At 70.0% G+C, this 14114-nt stretch carries 12 protein-coding genes; 7 read left to right on the forward strand and 5 right to left on the reverse strand.

Going from position 1 to position 14114, the window contains the following annotated elements; translation table 11 throughout:
* Positions 1-76: 76 nt before the first annotated feature.
* On the reverse strand, positions 77-1132 hold the full coding sequence (locus ACFXIV_RS02905; protein WP_379395002.1) for a hypothetical protein: 1056 nt from the start codon (positions 1130-1132) through the stop codon (positions 77-79).
* 195 nt (positions 1133-1327) lie between these two features.
* On the opposite strand from ACFXIV_RS02905, the gene ACFXIV_RS02910 reads away from it, so the two are divergent.
* Together ACFXIV_RS02910 and ACFXIV_RS02915 are read left to right on the forward strand one after the other, a co-directional pair.
* Entirely contained in the window at positions 1328-2497 is a 1170-nt protein-coding gene (locus ACFXIV_RS02910; RefSeq protein ID WP_379395000.1) for a phosphotransferase family protein, read from the forward strand.
* Between the two features lie 19 nt (positions 2498-2516).
* Positions 2517-3926: a replication-associated recombination protein A gene (locus ACFXIV_RS02915; RefSeq protein ID WP_379394998.1), complete on the forward strand. Its 1410-nt coding sequence runs from the start codon at positions 2517-2519 to the stop codon at positions 3924-3926.
* An 89-nt stretch (positions 3927-4015) separates the two neighbouring features.
* On the opposite strand, the gene ACFXIV_RS02920 is transcribed toward ACFXIV_RS02915, so the two are convergent.
* On the reverse strand, positions 4016-4675 hold the full coding sequence (locus ACFXIV_RS02920) for a CatB-related O-acetyltransferase (RefSeq protein WP_379394996.1): 660 nt from the start codon (positions 4673-4675) through the stop codon (positions 4016-4018).
* A gap of 71 nt (positions 4676-4746) precedes the next feature.
* On the opposite strand from ACFXIV_RS02920, the gene alaS reads away from it, so the two are divergent.
* The 4 genes from alaS to ACFXIV_RS02940 all read left to right on the forward strand — a co-directional run bounded on the left by alaS (position 4747) and on the right by ACFXIV_RS02940 (position 10377).
* A complete protein-coding gene (gene alaS, locus ACFXIV_RS02925) occupies positions 4747-7413 on the forward strand; it encodes an alanine--tRNA ligase (RefSeq protein WP_379395690.1) in 2667 nt (888 codons plus the stop codon).
* 204 nt (positions 7414-7617) lie between these two features.
* Positions 7618-8070 (forward strand): Holliday junction resolvase RuvX, encoded by a 453-nt coding sequence (gene ruvX, locus ACFXIV_RS02930; protein ID WP_357008253.1) that lies wholly within the window; start codon positions 7618-7620, stop codon positions 8068-8070.
* Positions 8067-9578, forward strand: a complete 1512-nt coding sequence (mltG, locus tag ACFXIV_RS02935; RefSeq protein ID WP_379394994.1) for an endolytic transglycosylase MltG — start codon at positions 8067-8069, stop codon at positions 9576-9578. The genes ruvX and mltG overlap by 4 nt, the downstream gene beginning before the upstream one ends.
* Entirely contained in the window at positions 9568-10377 is an 810-nt protein-coding gene (locus tag ACFXIV_RS02940) for a shikimate dehydrogenase (protein WP_379394992.1), read from the forward strand. Before mltG ends, ACFXIV_RS02940 begins: the two co-directional genes overlap by 11 nt.
* A gap of 24 nt (positions 10378-10401) precedes the next feature.
* On the opposite strand, the gene ACFXIV_RS02945 is transcribed toward ACFXIV_RS02940, so the two are convergent.
* On the reverse strand, positions 10402-10878 hold the full coding sequence (locus ACFXIV_RS02945) for a DUF3291 domain-containing protein (RefSeq protein WP_379394990.1): 477 nt from the start codon (positions 10876-10878) through the stop codon (positions 10402-10404).
* Positions 10879-10891: 13 nt separating this feature from the next.
* Complete coding sequence (locus ACFXIV_RS02950; protein ID WP_379394988.1) at positions 10892-11509, reverse strand: helix-turn-helix transcriptional regulator; 618 nt, start codon at positions 11507-11509, stop codon at positions 10892-10894.
* 123 nt (positions 11510-11632) lie between these two features.
* Between ACFXIV_RS02950 and ACFXIV_RS02955 the strand changes: the two genes are divergently transcribed.
* Positions 11633-12115 carry a B-4DMT family transporter gene (locus ACFXIV_RS02955; RefSeq protein ID WP_379394986.1) on the forward strand — a complete coding sequence of 161 codons (483 nt, stop codon included), beginning with the start codon at positions 11633-11635 and terminating at the stop codon, positions 12113-12115.
* 128 nt (positions 12116-12243) lie between these two features.
* On the opposite strand, the gene aroB is transcribed toward ACFXIV_RS02955, so the two are convergent.
* On the reverse strand, positions 12244-13362 hold the full coding sequence (gene aroB, locus ACFXIV_RS02960; protein WP_379394984.1) for a 3-dehydroquinate synthase: 1119 nt from the start codon (positions 13360-13362) through the stop codon (positions 12244-12246).
* Positions 13363-14114 lie beyond the last annotated feature (752 nt).

Consider the following 14114-nt stretch of genomic DNA (forward strand, 5'->3'; position numbering starts at 1 on the left):
TCGAGAGCCCGCCGGTATCAGCGATACCGGCGGGCTCCGTCGTCGACAGCGGCACGCGCGTGCGGGCGGATCGAGCTCAGACCACCAGTCCGTTGGTCAGCGAGCGGTAGGCGTAGGTGGTGGCGATGGCGGTGACCGGTCCGGCCACCAGCAGGCCCAACCCGCACAGCAGCGTGCCGATCACGGTCATGATCAGCACCCCCAGCGCCAGCAGGGTCACCTGCAGGGCATTGGCGATCACCAGCCGCACGCTGGATTGGATTGCGGCGATCGGGTTCTGGTCCTGGTCGATCACGAAGTGCAGCGCGAACATGCACAGCACGCCCACGATGATCGCCGGGAACACGCACGCGATCGAGGCCACGAGGCACAGCGCGAACACGATGAGCGCGGTGATCAGCACATTCCCGGCATTCACGAAGCCGAAGAAGGCCGGGAAATCCGGTGGTGTCCCGTCGGTTTCGTACAGCGCGCCGCGGATCATGGCGGCCTGCAGCAGCCACACCACCAGCGACGCCACCGCGAACAGCAGGACGACGGCCGACAGCGACTGCACGTCAACCATATTCACCAGCAGGGTGACCACCAGCCAGGCGATCATGCCGATCAGTACCATGCCCACCCAGGGAATGGGATTGAGCCGGAACCGATTCCACCCGTAGGTGAGGGCCGCGGCGACGTCGAGGGTCTCGCGCTGGGGCGTATAGCCCTGTTTCGGCGCCGGCTCGGCGGGCGGGGCACCGGCGGGCGGCGGCATCGCACCCGGCGGGAATCCGCCCGGTGGAGGCGGATTCGCGCCGGGCGGCATGCCTGCCGGCGCCAACTGCTGCGGCGTGCCGGGGCCGTAGCCGGCCGGCGGCTGCGGCGCGCCCGGCTGCGGGGTGAAGGCCGGCGGGGGTTCCACGGGCTCGCTGCCGTACTGCGCGGCGCCGGGGCCGTCGAATTGCGGGTACCCGGCGAGGCCGGGCAGCTGGTGGCGGCCGGGCACGGGGCCCGGCTCGGGCGCGCCGGAAACCGGTGCGGGCTCGGGGTTTTGGTGCTGCCCGGCGTGGGACGGATACTGCTCGCCGCCCCCTGCGACGGGTCGGTCGCCGGAGGGCTCGTACGGTGCTGAGGGCGGCGTGCCAGTCATGGTCGCAAGCCTTTCACATTTCCCGGTTTACGGTGTGGCGCACAGCAAGTGACCATGAGACAACTAGACGGTCCTGGTTGTGTCAAGCAACCAGCGCCGCGTGGGCAAACCCATCACAAAGACACGCCGTCCGACGCGCGAAAGGTTGCGCAACCGCTCGCTGAAAGTGACCTGACGGGAGTAACTTGGGTTCCGATGACCGCACTATTGGCCGAACGCGCCGCCGAAGTCGTGTCCGCGGCACAACAGTTGCTCACGAAGCGAATGGGTGCTCCGGTAAAGCTGAGCGATCCGCTGGAACTCAGCGGCAGTGGTAGGACGACGGTACTCCGTGTCCGCGTTGCAGAGAACGCCTTTTCGCTACCTCGCACACTGATTGTGAAGCAGGTAGCGGGCACGGCGACGCAGCGGCGCACCGGCGGCATGGCTCCCGGTGTCGCCAGCATCGACTCCGCATTCCTGCGCGAGGCGGTCTCCTACCAATTCACCACCGCGCTCGGCCGTGACCACCGGCCCGGCGCCTACCTGCTCGGCTACAGCCTGCCGGACCGCCTGCTCATACTCAGCGACCTCGGTGAGAACACCTCCCTGACCGCGGTCCTGCAGTCCGGCGTGGAACCGAGCGGGCGCAACGCGCTCATGGCATTCGCTCAGGCACTGGGCCGCATGCACGCCGCGACCGTGGGCCGCGAGGCGGACTTCGTGGCGCTGCTGCGGCGCGTCGATGTGGTGCACCGCGTGGACGGCATTGCACAGCAAGCCGAATCCGCGGTCGCCGAGGTGCCGATCATGTTGCAGCGCGAGCTGGGCATCGAGGTGCCGGGCGAGATCGCCGAGCGCATCGTGCGCGGCAACCGGCTCTTCTCCGCCGGGCGCTACCGCGCCTTCAGCCCCTCGGACCTGTGCCCCGACAATGTCATCCTCAATGACGAGGGCGCGCGGTTCCTGGACTACGAGTGGGGCGGCTTCCGCGACGCCACCCTCGACATCGCCTATGCTCTGGTCTCCTTCCCGGGTTGCCTGTGCGATTTCGAGCTGTCGCGCGAACGCGCACGCCAGATGGTGGAGGCGTGGCGCTCCGAGGTGGTGGCGGTGTGGCCGGCCCTCGCCGATGACGAGGTGCTCGCCGAGCGCATCCTCGAGGCGCGGCTCATCTGGGTGTGGCTGTCCACCTACTGGTTCCTGCCCGCCGACCACGCCCGCATCGCCGCTGCCCGCGAGCACGGTCTGTCCATCCCGCGTTCGGCCGCCCTCATCAACCGCTGGGCCGCCCTCGCCGAGGACGCCCGCTGCACCGGCGACGACACCCTCGGCGACTTCGCCGAACATGTCTCGGCCACGCTGGAAGAGCACTGGGAGGAGTGATCCTCCGCGCTGTCCGGGGATGGCGTCGTGGTCGGCGAGTGTGTCGGAGCCGGTCGGTAGGGTCTGGGGCGTGAGTGATGGGCTGTTCGATGCGCCGGGGACGCAGGCCGTAGTCGACGACTTCGAGGCAGGGGCCGCGCGCATTCCCAACGGAGACGACCGATTCGCGCCTCTGGCCGTGCGGATGCGACCGCGCACCCTCGACGAGGTGGTCGGGCAGCAGCATCTGCTCGGGCCCGGGTCGCCGCTGCGGCGGCTGATCGAAGGGTCCGGGGCGGCTTCGGTGCTGTTGTACGGACCGCCCGGGACGGGCAAGACCACCCTCGCCTCGCTGCTGTCGCAGGCCACCGGACGGCGGTTCGAAGCGCTGTCGGCGCTGTCGGCGGGCGTGAAGGAGGTGCGGGCGGTCATCGATCTGGCCCGCCGCCGCCTCACCGTGGGTGAACAGACCGTGCTGTTCATCGATGAGGTGCACCGGTTTTCGAAGACCCAGCAGGACGCGCTGCTGGCGGCGGTGGAGAACCGGATCGTGCTGCTGGTCGCGGCGACCACGGAGAATCCGTCGTTCTCGGTGGTGTCGCCGCTGCTGTCCCGCTCGCTGGTGCTGCAGCTGCAGTCCCTGCCGGAGGCCGACATCCGCACGGTGCTGACCCGGGCCATCGCCGACCCGCGCGGGCTGGCGGGGGAGTACACGGTCACGGATGCGGCGCTCGACCACATCGTGCGGATCGCGGGCGGTGACGCGCGGCGTTCGCTCACCGCGTTGGAGGCGTCGGCCGAATCCTCCCTGGACGGCACCGTCGATGTGGAGTTGGTCGAGGCCAGCGTCGACAAGGCGGCGGTGCGCTACGACCGCGCCGGCGACCAGCACTACGACGTCATCAGCGCCTTCATCAAATCCCTGCGCGGCTCCGATGTCGATGCCGCGCTGCACTACCTGGCCCGCATGATCAGCGCGGGCGAGGATCCGCGATTCATCGCCCGCCGCTTGATGATCCAGGCCAGCGAGGAGGTCGGCATGGCCGACCCCACCGCCCTGCAGACCGCGGTCGCGGCCGCCCAGGTCGTCCAGCTGGTCGGTATGCCGGAGGCCCAATTGGCGTTGACCCAGGCCACGATTCACATCGCCACGGCCCCGAAGTCGGGCGGGGTGGTCAAGGGCCTCGCGGCCGCCATGGCCGACGTGCGCGCGGGCAAGGCGGGCGCGGTGCCCGCGCACCTGCGCGACGGCCACTACGCCGGCGCCGCCGCCCTCGGCAACGCCCAGGGCTACAAGTACCCGCATGACCACCCGGACGGCGTTCTCTCCCAGCAATATCCACCGGACGAACTGGTCGGCGTCGACTACTACCAGCCGACCGATCACGGCTACGAACGTGAAGTCGGTCCTCGCGTCACCAAACTGCGCCGCATCGTCCGGGGTAAATAGCGCCGAGTGCGCAGATGCGGCCCGCGCCGAATTGCAGCGACTGCCGGAAACAGTCGCTCGGCGCGCCGCGAATGCGCTTGCGGCGCTGGTCAGTCCGCCAGCAGTCCCTCGTGGATGGCGATGCGTTCGATGTCGGCGGGGGCGCCGGCCATGATCACGCGCACGTGCTCGGTGACCAGTTCGAGCGGCCAGTTCCACCAGGCGGCGCGCAGCAGGCGCGCCACGTCCTGGTCTGGGAAACGCTGCTTGACCACCTGCGCCGGGTTGCCGCCGACGATCGTGTACGGCGGCACGTCGGAGGTCACGACGGCGCCGGTGGCGATGATCGCGCCGTCGCCGATGTGCACGCCCGGCATGATCAGCGAGTTGTAGCCGATCCACACGTCGTTGCCGACCACGGTGTCGCCCTTGGACGGAATCGAGGTGATGATGTCCATCGTCTCCTCGGCCCAGGTGCCGCCGAAGATGGTGAACGGGAAGGTCGACACGCCCGAGGTGGCGTGGTTGGCGCCGGCCATGATGAAGCGGGTGTTGCTCGCGATGGCGCAGTATTTGCCGATGATCAGCTTCTCGGGGCCGAAGGCGTAGAGCACATTGTTGGTCTCGAAGGCGGTCGCCGCGTCCGGATCGTCGAAGTAGCTGAAGTCGCCGACCTCGATGTTCGGCGAGGTGACGTGCGGTTTCAGGAAGACGGTGCGGCGCGCGTGGGGGAGGGGGAAGCGCTGGGATGGGTCCGGGATCACAGTCACCCCGGCGATGGTAGCTATCGCCCGGTGGTGGGTGGAAACTCCCTGGACCCGGACCGGTAGGCTGGATGGTTGTGCAGACCCACGAGATTCGACGGCGCTTCCTGGAGCATTTCGTAAAGGCCGGACATACCGAGGTACCGAGTGCCTCGCTGATCCTGGCCGACCCCAACCTGCTGTTCGTCAACGCAGGCATGGTCCAGTTCGTGCCGTATTTCCTCGGTCAGCAGACCCCGCCCTTCGACACCGCGACCAGTGTGCAGAAGTGCGTCCGCACCGGCGATATCGAGAACGTCGGCGTCACCACCCGCCACAACACCTTCTTCCAGATGGCGGGCAACTTCTCCTTCGGCGACTACTTCAAGCGCGGGGCCATGGAGCTGGCCTGGTCGCTGCTCACCAACCCCGTCGAGGACGGCGGCTACGGCTTCGATCCGGAAAAGCTCTGGGTCACCGTGTATCTCGACGACGACCAGGCCGAGCAGATCTGGCGTGAGCTCGGCGTGCCGGACGAGCGCATCCAGCGCCGCGGCATGGCCGACAACTACTGGTCCATGGGCATCCCCGGCCCGTGCGGCCCGTGCTCGGAGATCTACTTCGACCGCGGCCCCGAATATGGCATCGAGGGCGGCCCCGAGGCCGACGAGGACCGCTACCTCGAGATCTGGAACCTCGTGTTCATGCAGAACGAGCGCGGCGCCGGGCGCGGCAAGGACGATTTCGAGATCCTGGGCCCGCTGCCCAAGAAGAACATCGACACCGGCATGGGCATCGAGCGTGTCGCGTTCCTGCTGCAGGGTGTCGACAATGTCTACGAGACCGATCTGCTGCGCCCGATCATCAACAAGGCCGAGGAGCTGACCGGCCGCTCCTACGGTGTCGAGCACGCCGACGACGTGCGCTTCCGCGTCATCGCCGACCACGCCCGCACCGCGGCCATGCTGATCGGCGACGGCGTGAACCCCGGCAACGACGGCCGTGGCTACGTGCTGCGCCGCCTGCTGCGCCGCATCGTGCGCTCGGCCCGCCTGCTGGGCGCCGAGCAGCCGGTGATGGGTGCGTTCATCAAGGTCGTCGCCGACCTGATGTCGCCGTCCTATCCGGAACTCACCACCGACTTCAAGCGCATCGAAACGGTCGCCGTCGGCGAGGAGGCCGCGTTCCTCAAGACCCTGAGCACCGGCACCAAGCTGTTCGACGAGACCGTCGACGAGGTGAAGGCCCAGGGCAGCAAGAAGATCAGCGGCACCGACGCGTTCACCCTGCACGACACCTACGGTTTCCCGATCGACCTGACCCTCGAGATGGCTTCCGAGGCCGGCCTGCAGGTCGACGAGGAGGGCTTCCGCGCGCTCATGGCCGAGCAGCGCAAGCGTGCCAAGGAGGACGCGCTCTCGCGCAAGCACGCGCACGCCGACCTCACCGTCTACAAGGAGTTCGTGGACCGCGGCGCGACCGAGTTCACCGGCTTCGACGAACTGTCCACCGAGGCGACGGTGCTGGCCCTGATCAAGGACGGCGTCCGGGTGCCGGTCGCCGAGGCCGGGCAGGACGTCGAGGTGATCCTGGACCGCAGCCCGCTCTATGCCGAGTCCGGTGGCCAGATCGCCGACCGCGGGTCGCTGGTCTCGTCGCACGGCCTCAAGGTGAAGGTCAACGACGTGCAGAAGATCGCCAAGAAGGTGTGGGTGCACAAGTCCACCGTCGAGGCCGGTCAGCTCACCGAGGGCGACACCGTGCTGGCCCAGGTCGATCCGTCCTGGCGGCGTGGCGCCACCCAGGGCCACTCGGGCACCCACATGGTGCATGCCGCGCTGCGACAGGTGCTGGGCCCCAACGCGGTTCAGGCCGGCTCGCTCAACAAGCCGGGCTACCTGCGCTTCGACTTCAACTGGCAGGGCGCGCTGTCCGAGCAGCAGAAGGCCGATATCGAGGCCGTCTCCAATGACGCGGTGGCCGACGACTTCCAGGTCAACACCTTCGTCACCGACCTGACCTCCGCCAAGAAGATGGGCGCCATGGCCCTGTTCGGCGAGAACTACGGCGACGAGGTGCGGGTCGTGGAGATCGGCGGACCGTTCTCCATGGAGCTCTGCGGTGGCACCCACGTGCAGCACTCCTCGCAGATCGGCCCGATCACCGTGCTCGGCGAGTCGTCGGTCGGTTCCGGCATCCGCCGCGTGGAAGCCTTCGTGGGCCTGGACTCCTACAAGTACCTGGCCAAGGAGCGGGCGCTGCTGGCCGGTGTCGCCTCGTCGCTGAAGGTGCCCTCGGAGGATGTGCCGGGGCGCGTCGAGCAGCTGGTCGAGCGGCTCAAGACCGCCGAGAAGGAGCTGGAGCGCACCAAGATGGCGGCCGTGCTGTCGAGCGCGGGCACCTTCGTCGAGCAGGCCCAGCGGGTCGGCAAGGTGCTGCTGGTCGCCGCCGCCGCGCCCGCGGGCGTGGGCGCGGGCGATCTGCGCACCCTGGTGCAGGACATCAAGGGCCGCTTCGGTTCCGAGCCCGCCATCGTGGTGCTGCTCGGCCATGCCGACGGCAAGGTGCCGTTCGTCGCCGCGGTCACCAAGGCCGCTCAGGATCTCGGCATCAAGGCCGGGGATCTGGTATCCGCCTTCGGTCCGGCCATCTCCGGCCGGGGCGGTGGCAAGCCCGAGATGGCCCAGGGCGCGGGTTCGGACCCGTCGGGCATCGAGGCGGGTCTGGCCGCCCTACGTGCGCGGGTCGCCGAGCTCGCCGGATAAATGGGCGACGCGGACACATCTGACACGCCGGGTCCCGCAGACGGGACCCGGCCCGTACCCGAGGCAGACCCGGCGCGGCCGGATTCGGGACATTCCTCCGGATTTGCTCGCACGCCGACCGAGGCTTCCGGGGTCTCGGCCGGCGGGCGGGGCTTCGCGTCGGAGCGGCCCTCCCCGGAACGGGACCCGGGCCGCGGCCGGCGTATCGGCATCGACGTGGGGTCGGTGCGCATCGGTGTCGCCTCCAGCGATCCGGACGGGTTGCTGGCCACCCCGGTCGAGACGGTGCCGCGCGCGAAGAAGGTCGCGCCCGGAACCCTCGCCTCCGATCTATCCAGAATTGCCGACATTGTGCGGGAGTACGAGGCCGTCGAGGTGATCGTCGGCCTGCCGCGCACATTGCGCGGGGAGAGCGGCGCGTCGGCTAAGCTGGCGGCCACCTTCGCGGGGCGTTTGCGGACCCTGATCGCGCCGGTGCCGGTGCGACTTTCCGACGAACGTTTGACTACGGTGTCTGCTGCACGTGCGTTGCGAGACAGTGGAGTTCGCGCACGCGGGCAGCGGCAGGTCATCGATCAGGCCGCCGCCGTGTCGATCCTGCAAGGATGGTTGGACGAACGGAGTGCCCTTTTGAAGCCGCGCGGTGATGACGCATGACCGACCGCTGGACGCGGGCCGAGGAACGCTACCGCCAGAACGCCGAACGGCGTTACCGCCGCGACGATCTGGATTGGTCCGAGGCGGACGATTACGAAGACGACACCACCGTCATTCCCCGCTACGAGGATGAGCGTTACGACGACGAGCACTACCAGGGCGAGGACTACGACGAGGAGCCCCAGCACGAGCCGGAACCCCCGCGTCGCAGCGCGCCCCAGCGCTCCGAGCGCGGCCGCCGCGGCGACCGTGGCCAGCGCGCCGAGCCGGGCCGCCGGGCCACCCGATCGCAGTCGCGCGCGGGGTCGCGGGGCAGCCAGCGCCCCAAGCGATCCCGGATGGCGTCGCGGAAGGCGGCCGAGCGCAAGCGGCGCCGCCGCAATCTGTTCGTCATCGCGGGTGTGTTCGCCGTATTGTTCGTCGGCGCAGTCGGATTCGCGGGCTGGAAGTTCGTCGGCAAGCTGAGCCCGCCCCCCGACTTCTCGGGCCCGCAGGGCCCGCTGGTCGTCATCCAGATCAAGCCGGGTGACACCGCCACACAGATCGCGCAGACCATGGCCGACAAGGGCGTGGTGGCCAGCAGCGGCGCGTTCTACGAAGCGGCCGTGCGCAATACGAACATGAACTCCATCCAGCCCGGCTACTACGCCATTGCGGGCCACAGCAAGGGCTCCGAAGCGGTGACCGCGCTGTTCAGCAAGGACGCCCGGGTCGGCAATGTGGTCATCTCCGAGGGCCGTCAGCTGCACGACTCCAGCGACGTCACCACCGGCGCGCGCAAGGACGGCATCTACCGCAAGATCGCCGAGGCCAGCTGCGTCGGCACCGGCACGGCCGCCAAGTGCGTCACCTACGAGCAGCTCGACCAGGCCGGGGCCACCGCCGATCCGGCCGCGCTGGGCGTGCCGGCGTGGGCGCTGGACCGGGTGCGGTCGGTGCCGGACCGTTCCCGCCAGCTCGAGGGCCTGATCGCCGGTGGCACCTGGGATTTCGACCCCAGCGCCAACGCGCTGGACATCCTCAAGCAGCTGGTGAGCGCGAGCGCGGCGAGCTATGACGCCACCGGGGTGGCGCAGTCCGGCGCGGCGAACGGCCTGAGCCCCTACGACACGCTGATCGCGGCGTCGCTGGTGGAGCGGGAGGCGCTGCCGCAGGACATGTCGAAGGTGGCGCGGGTCATCGTGAACCGGCTCGCCGCCCAGCAGCCGCTGCAGTTCGACTCGACCGTCAACTACACCCTCGACAAGACCGAGGTCGCCACCACCGACTCCGACCGTGCGCACAAGACCCCGTGGAACACCTACGCCATGGCCGGTCTGCCCGCCACGCCGATCTCCGCGCCGTCGCTGGATGCCATGCGCGCCATGGAGAATCCGGCGCCCGGCCCGTGGCTGTACTTCGTGACCGTCGACAAGCAGGGCACCACGTTGTTCACCGACAGCTATCAGGAGCACCTGCGCAATATCGAAAAGGCCAGGCAGAGTGGAATTCTCGACAGTGGACGCTAGCCGGAAGGCCGCCGTGCTCGGCAGCCCGATCTCGCATTCCCGGTCGCCGCAACTGCATCTGGCGGCCTACCGGGCGCTGGGCCTGGACTGGAGCTACGAGCGCATCGAGTGCACCGCCGAGCAGCTGCCCGGCCTGGTGGACGGTCTCGGACCGGAATGGGTCGGGCTGTCGGTGACGATGCCGGGCAAGGTCGCCGCGCTCGGCTACGCCGACGAGCGCACCGAGCGCGCGGTCCTGGTCGGCTCGGCGAACACCCTGGTGCGCACCGATTCCGGCTGGCGTGCGGACTGCACCGACGTGGACGGTGTGCGCGGCGCGCTGGAAGGCGCCGGCGTGCAGGAGATCTCCCGCGCCGTCGTGCTGGGCGCGGGCGGCACCGCCCGCCCGGCCCTGCTGGCGCTGTCCGACCTGGGCGCGCACACCGTCACCATCGTGGCCCGCGATCGCGGCCGCGCCGCCGGGACCCTGGAACTGGCCGAGCAGCTGGGCATGTCGGCCGAGGTGCTCGATTTCGACCCCGAGGGCCTGCTGTTCGTCTGTTCCGACGTGGACGCCGTCGTCAGCACCGTGCCCGCCGCGGCGGCCGCGGCCGTGGCGGATTCGGTGGCGGCGGCCCCGGTGGTGCTCGACGCCATCTACAACCCGTGGCCCACGCCGCTCGCGGAAGCGGTTGCCCGCGTGGGCAATACCGTGGTCAGCGGCCTGGAGATGCTGCTCAACCAGGCCTACGGGCAGGTGGAGCAGTTCACCGGCAAGCCCGCGCCGCGCGCCGAAATGGCTGCGGCACTGCGGGACTGATCGTGTGCCCGCGGGTATGACCCGCTAATCGAGGACGGCCGCGGATATTTCCGCGGCCGTTTCCGGTTCGAAGGCCTGCCGGAAGGTGAAAGCGTAAGGCGTCGGCCCGTTCTCACGCAGGTGGTCCAGTCGCGCCATGGCGTCGGCGAGCGTGGGCAGCATGCCCTCCGGCACCCACCACAGCACCGTGAAGACCTCGCGCAGCGGGGTGAACCATTCCCGGCGGCGGCGCACGTAGTCCATGTGGCCGCTGCGATAGACGTAGTCGAACAACGCTTCCCGCGATTCCCACACGCTCATGTTCACCAGCATGTCCGGCTCACCGTGGTACGGGCGCAGGGAGGTGGCGTTGTTGGATTCGCCGTCCACCATGCGCCAGACGAAGCCGGGGGAGGATTCGGCGACGGCATTGATCTCGTCGAGGGCCGAGAAGAATTCGGCGACCCGGGGATCGCCTTCGGGGGCGACCATGCGCCCGATGTTCAGCTGTGCGAGGTGCATTCCTCGACTATAACTAGTCGACATTGGTTTTAGAGAAACTTACGCAGCATCGGCCCGGCGCCGGAGCCATCCGCGCGGTCCAGCCGGCCTCCGCCGCCGGACCCGCCAGCAACGCCAGATTCATGCCGCAGACCAGCGGCGGGAAGTCCACGGCGAGGCGGTGAAAGGGACAGTTGCGCAGGCGGATCGCGTCGCCGTCGAGATAGGGCTCGTAGCCGCGCTCACCCAGCGCCTCGAACAGGTCGCGGCCCGCGAGGGCCGGCCCGTGCGCGGCGGCGGCCTTCGCGATGGCGTCCTCGAAGCCCTCGTGCTCGACCACCTCGGCGAGAATCGTTGCGGCCGTGCGATAGTCGCGGGCCGGCAGCGTGATCGCGAACTCCGCGTCGGCGCGGCGATAGAACTTGGCAGGCCGGCCCGAACCGGGCCCGGTGCGGCCTTCCGGGCGGCGGAACACCGCGTCCAGCAGTCCCGCCTCGGTGAGCTTGTCGAGATGGAAGGCGGCCAGCGGCCGTTTGATCTCGACGGCCGCGGCCGCTTCGTCCCGGCTCACGTCGTGGCCGGCGGCCGCGACATAGTCGTAGAGCCGCTTGCGGATCGGATCCTGAAGCAGGGCGACGGCTTCGATGCTCACGCTGTCTTTGTAGCAGCGTGCCGGGCCCGGGTGTGTCCCGCGGCCCCGCTCCGGCTATGGTTCTGGAACAAGTTTCAATTCATTCGGTTCGGCCGGGCGGCCGCGCAGGTTAAGGTGATCGTCATGAATGCGTGGGTGTTGCGCGCCGTGGGCTTGGGGGCGCTGACCGTTGTGCTGGAGGCCCTGCTCGGTTTCGGCATGAGGTACTGGCCGACCACGGGCGCCTGGATGCGGATCCTGTGCCTGATCGTGCTGGTCGGCTCGGTGGTCGCGTGGGGCGTGCTGGACGGCCGCGCCGATCGGCGCGCCAATGCCGATCCCGAGCGCGGCACCGATCTGACCATGCGCTGGCTCGAGGCCGCGCTCGCCGGTGGCCTGGGCTCCGGCCTGGCCGCCTGGATCCTCGACTTCGTTCCGGGCTTCGACCTGGGTCATCAGGGTCTGGTCTTCAACATCACCTCGGCCGCGTCCTTCATCGTGCTGCTGATCTTCATCCCGGGCGTGCTCGGCGTCGCCCTCGGCCGCTGGCTGGCCGGCCGGGACGGCAAGAAGCGGTCCGGCACCCCCGCCGGCACCGCACCCGACCCGCAGCCCGCCGGCGTCTGAGGCTCCCGTCCGCGCTCGACCCCGCGCCACCGATCGGGTGGCGCGGGGTTTTTCCTATCCGGGGGCACCGACGGCAGCGCCCGCCGCCGGAGTCCGGCGACGGGCGCTGAGATGAAAGCCGTTGTGCCCTACAGCAGAATCGCGCCGCCGGTCGGGCCGTCCTCGCGGGCGATGGCCGAGTAGGCCGCGGCCAGCAGGCTCGGATCCGGGCCCTCCAGCCGACCCGGCTTGGCCAGGCCGTCGAGCACCACGAAACGCAGCACGCCCGAACGGGTCTTCTTGTCGGTCTGCATGGCGTCCATCAGCTGCGGCAGCGCATCGGCGTCGTAGGTGGTGGGCAGGCCGATGCTGTCCAGGATGGTGCGGTGCCGCTCGGCGGTGGCGTCGTCGAGACGGCCTGCGAGGCGGCCCAGTTCGGCCGCGAAGACCAGGCCCACCGAGACGGCCGCGCCGTGCCGCCAGCGGTACCGCTCCCGGCGCTCGATGGCGTGGCCGAGGGTGTGGCCGTAGTTGAGGATCTCGCGCAGATTCGATTCCTTGAGGTCGGCGGCCACCACATCGGCCTTGACCTGGATGGCGCGGCGGATGAGTTCGGGCAGCACGTCGCCGGTCGGGTCCAGGGCGGCCTGCGGGTCGCGTTCCACCAGCTCCAGGATCACCGGGTCGGCGATGAAACCGGCCTTGATGATCTCGGCCATGCCCGCCACGATCTCGTTGCGCGGGACCGTCTCCAGCGTGGCCAGGTCCACCATGACGGCGGCCGGCTCGTGGAAACTGCCGACCAGGTTCTTGCCCGCCTCGGTATTGATGCCGGTCTTGCCGCCCACCGCGGCGTCCACCATGGCCAGCAGCGTGGTCGGCACGTGCACGATATCCACGCCGCGCATCCAGGTGGCGGCCACGAAACCGGCCAGGTCGGTGGCCGCGCCGCCGCCCAGGCTCACGATCACGTCCTTGCGGGTCAGCCCGACGCGGCCGAGCACCTCCCAGCAGAAGCCCGCGACCTGCAGGTCCTTACCGGCCTCGGCGTCGGGGATCTCCACCCGGTGCGCGTCGATGCCCTTGTCGGCGAGGGCCTTCCGCACCACCTCGGCGGTCTCGGCCAGCGGCGGCTGGTAGAAGATCGCCACGGTCCGCACGCCGGACCGGCCGGTCACCTGGTCGACCAGGTCGCCCAGCAGCCCCCGGCCGATGATCACCGGGTACGGGTCGGCCGTGCGGACCTCGATGCGAGTCGGCTCGCTCATAGGACTCCTCCGTGAATGGTCCCGCCCATCGGCGGGGAATAGCGTGACCCCGTGGTGCGGGGAAGTTGTCGATCGGATCGGCGGCGCGTGCCCGTGGCGGCGCGCGATGGTGCGCTCAGGATCACGAACCTCCCTCCACCGCAGGGGAAGTGGCACCGGAAACCGGGCCGTCGGCCGGCGGGTGCTCCTGCTCGCGGGCGCGTGCCCGGGCCCGCCGGGCCCGGGCACGACGCGAGCGTCCGCTGCCGGGCGCGGCGACGACGCCGGGTACGCGGGCCGCATCCGACGGTGCGGCCGGTGTATTCGGGGCGGCCGCGTCGGCCGCTCCGGCCGGAGCGGCGGTGCGGGGCGAATTCTGGCCACCGGCAGCGGAACTCGCGGGCGCACCGGCGATGCGGGAGGCGCGGCGACGGCGTCCGCCGGTACGCGCACCCACGGCTCCGGATCCACCACCCGCAGCGTCGGCCACCGCCGGCGCGCTGGACCGGTCGGGGGACGTGTTCCCTGGCACGGCGGCGGGCGGCGCGACCGCCTCGCCGACGGTGGTCTCCGCATTCGGCGGGAGTGGAGCGGCCGCGGTGGTGCGGCCGCCGCGGCGGCGTGAACGCCGGTTGCGCCGAGAGCGTTTCGCGCCCCCGGCGGCCTCGGCCGCGTCGGCGGACGAGGCAGAGGAGCCCTGGCCGTTGCGCGCCTCGGCGGCCGGGGACGAATCGGCTTCGGCGGCAGTCGTATTCGTGCCGCCGCCCGGCCTG

Source organism: Nocardia sp. NPDC059236, assembly GCF_042754085.1.
Taxonomy (GTDB): domain Bacteria; phylum Actinomycetota; class Actinomycetes; order Mycobacteriales; family Mycobacteriaceae; genus Nocardia.

Bases quoted from the DNA above. Each gene is read 5' to 3' on its own strand.
- ACFXIV_RS02905 (WP_379395002.1), bottom strand. From the start codon at position 1,132: ATGACTGGCACGCCGCCCTCAGCACCGTACGAGCCCTCCGGCGACCGA.
- ACFXIV_RS02910 (WP_379395000.1), top strand. From the start codon at position 1,328: ATGACCGCACTATTGGCCGAACGCGCCGCCGAAGTCGTGTCCGCGGCA.
- ACFXIV_RS02915 (WP_379394998.1), top strand. From the start codon at position 2,517: ATGGCGTCGTGGTCGGCGAGTGTGTCGGAGCCGGTCGGTAGGGTCTGG.
- mltG (WP_379394994.1), top strand. From the start codon at position 8,067: ATGACCGACCGCTGGACGCGGGCCGAGGAACGCTACCGCCAGAACGCC.
- ACFXIV_RS02945 (WP_379394990.1), bottom strand. From the start codon at position 10,878: ATGCACCTCGCACAGCTGAACATCGGGCGCATGGTCGCCCCCGAAGGC.
- ACFXIV_RS02955 (WP_379394986.1), top strand. From the start codon at position 11,633: ATGAATGCGTGGGTGTTGCGCGCCGTGGGCTTGGGGGCGCTGACCGTT.
- aroB (WP_379394984.1), bottom strand. From the start codon at position 13,362: ATGAGCGAGCCGACTCGCATCGAGGTCCGCACGGCCGACCCGTACCCG.